Below are 2,501 nucleotides of genomic sequence, written 5' to 3'. Positions count from 1 at the left end.
TGATCGGCAACTGATCACGTGTTCGGCCGCCGGAAGCGACGTGGGTTGTCAGGCCACGTCGTTCTCTCGCTCGATCGCCTTGAGGCGGTTCTTGAGCCGGTAGCTGGGGCCGTTGATGGAGATCACTTCGCAGTGGTGGAGGAGCCGGTCGAGGATGGCGGTGGCGAGGACCTCGTCGCCGAAGACCTGGCCCCATTCGGGTTCTTCAGCCGCTGGGCTGCCGCGGGGGTCTTCAACCTCATCCGCGACCAGCTGCGACGCCGGATCCGCCGGGCCATGGGCACATCCCCACATCCGGTGGCGGCGGTAATCGACTCGCAGTCCGTCAAAGTCGCCGCCACCGTCCCGCGCTCCACGTCCGGATACGACGCGGGGAAAAAGACGCCGGGCCGCAAGAGACATGTCATCGTGGACCTGAAGGGGCTCCTGCTGTTCGTGATGGTCACCCCGGCCGACATGCACGACAGCGTCGCCGCCCGAGAAGTCCTCTTCCGACTCCGGCTCATGCATCCCGAAATCACCATCGTCTGGGCAGACCTGGCCCACGCGGGCAAGCTCGTGGACTGGGCGAAGTCGTTCCTCCGCCTGACGATCAAGACTGTCAGCAGGCCCAAGGGGGCTCAGGGATTCGTGCTTTTGCCGCGTCGGTGGGTGGTGGAGAGGTCGCTGGCGTGGCTGGTGCAGGCGCGCCGGAATGTGCGCGACTACGAGACCCGTCCCGAGCACTCCGAAGCGATGCTCACGCTCGCCGCGATCACGCTCATGACCCGTCGGATTACCCGCCCGCCTGTTCACCCGACAGCCGCACCTCCTCGCCCCACTGAGGTAGTTCGGGCGGTGTGATCACACACCTGCTGCCCGCTAACCGCTCCCCGGTAGGGCCCGCTGTAATGAGAGGTACTCGGGGCCTGCTAGAGGTCCGTCAGTCGACGAGGTCTTCGGTGCATTCGAGCGTTCCGGGGAAATCCGGGTGCCTGTCGGTCACCTCCCACTCTTCGTCGCCCGGCAGTATCGCGATCCAGGGTCGCGGCGAGGCCAGCAGGTTCCCGACGAAGTCCAAGGCACTGGTGAGGGAACACCAGAGGGCATCACGTTCCCAGAAGAAGCCCTGCTCGATGTCCCACCAGCCGATGCGGCCTGTCCTGGTGTCGACCAGGAGCTGAATAACACTCAACGCCGCGAAGGGGACGAGGAAGGGCTTGTCTTCTTCTGCCAGATTCGCGTCATCAGGTGCGGCGTACTTCAACCAGGTCGCACGTTTCTTCAGGATGTCCTCGATGCCCAGGAGCGTGAACCCGGGCGGAAGAATCGTGGTCAAACCTGACCCGTTGTGACGTAGCAGCGAGCGTTCCACCTCGTCCGGCAGCTGCCTTCCGAGAGACTCGTACAAGGCTTCCAGCTCAGCGTGAGTACAGGGAGCCGGTAATGAGGCTTCCTCCGGGGCATGCTGGGCTATCCAGCGCTCGATCTGTTCCCACGACTCCTCAACAGTCACCCGTCCTCCTCCACCCGCCCGAAAGGCCAAGGATCCCAACCCAATTCCAGCGAAGCCAGCCGAAGTTCAAAGGTGGTTTCTTACTCGGCACGGCACATGATCGCGTGATGGCCGTGGCATGGCCGGTGAAATGCCAGAAGCCGCCCGAATTTCGCGACCCGTTCGAGTGGGTGCCCGTGATCACAGTTTGTGAGGGGTCAGAGCCGTCCGTAGCGGTTCTCCAAGGTTGCCATGTCCCAGACCACCGACACGCCGTCCTGTTCTGCGTCTGCGTCCTCCCAGTACGGAAGCCCCTGTTCGTCCGCGGTGAGCACGTAGTCCAGGACATCCGTGGCAGAGCCGTCGGACAGGGCTTGCGCGGCCCAGCTGAGCAGGGCTTGCAGGGAGGTGTACTGGGGCAGGTCGTCGAACCGTCCACCGTCACCGTGGGCGTGGGCACCGATGCGACCGTGCTGGTCGCCCGGTGCCATCTCGACGAAGAGGGAATTCCCGACGCCATTTCCGGCCAGAGGCAACCAGGACGAACGCCAATAGCGCAGTTCATCGGGAACATCCCGCTGTTGTGACCCGATCCACCACACGTAGTCTTTCGCGATCTCGGCTGCGCCGGACAGGCGGTAGTTGCCGGGCAGCAGGCACTCCCCTGAGCCGTCATGGCGGCGCAGGGATGCCACCAAGTCCTCGGGAAACACGAGCCCGCACCGGCGTTCTGCCACGCGTACCGCGTCTGAGCCCGCAGCAGGGGGCAATGACGCGTACGCGGCCGGTGAGTACTCACACAACCGGTTCTCGATCCGCAACCACGAGGCCTCAATCGTCATGGCATCCATCGTCGCCCGCGGCACCATCCGGACACCAGACCGTCGTTATAGCTCGACACCACAACGACCCAGTAGATAAAGATCAAGCTTAGCTTGTTCCTTAACATCGACCGTTACGCAGAGCGACGAGCGTCTCGGGGCGTTTTACGGTTTTACCGACGTCGTAGCGGGTGGCGGGGTGCCGG

General features: G+C 63.9%; 2 protein-coding genes and 2 pseudogenes. 1 reads left to right on the top strand and 3 read right to left on the bottom strand.

Annotation, left to right across the window (positions count from 1 at the left end; all coding sequences use genetic code 11):
- Positions 1-48 precede the first annotated feature (48 nt).
- Positions 49-198, bottom strand: a pseudogene (locus ACWDZ7_RS42710) (ATP-binding protein); the annotation flags it as partial.
- Here ACWDZ7_RS42710 and ACWDZ7_RS42705 point away from each other — a divergent pair.
- Positions 196-819: pseudogene (locus ACWDZ7_RS42705) on the top strand (IS5 family transposase); the annotation flags it as partial. The pseudogenes ACWDZ7_RS42710 and ACWDZ7_RS42705 overlap by 3 nt on opposite strands.
- 103 nt (positions 820-922) lie before the next feature.
- Here the strand turns inward: ACWDZ7_RS42705 and ACWDZ7_RS42700 are convergent.
- Positions 923-1,495, bottom strand: coding sequence for an SMI1/KNR4 family protein (locus ACWDZ7_RS42700; RefSeq protein ID WP_451804344.1), 573 nt, complete (start codon positions 1,493-1,495; stop codon positions 923-925).
- A 197-nt stretch (positions 1,496-1,692) separates the two neighbouring features.
- Positions 1,693-2,316, bottom strand: coding sequence for an SMI1/KNR4 family protein (locus ACWDZ7_RS42695; RefSeq protein WP_451804342.1), 624 nt, complete (start codon positions 2,314-2,316; stop codon positions 1,693-1,695).
- Positions 2,317-2,501: the final 185 nt, after the last annotated feature.

Source organism: Streptomyces sp. NPDC003032, assembly GCF_053591415.1.
Note: the sequence above shows the minus strand (reverse complement) of the source record. Positions and strands in the feature narration are given on the sequence as shown.

Bases quoted from the DNA above. Each gene is read 5' to 3' on its own strand.
- ACWDZ7_RS42695 (WP_451804342.1), bottom strand. From the start codon at position 2,316: ATGACGATTGAGGCCTCGTGGTTGCGGATCGAGAACCGGTTGTGTGAG.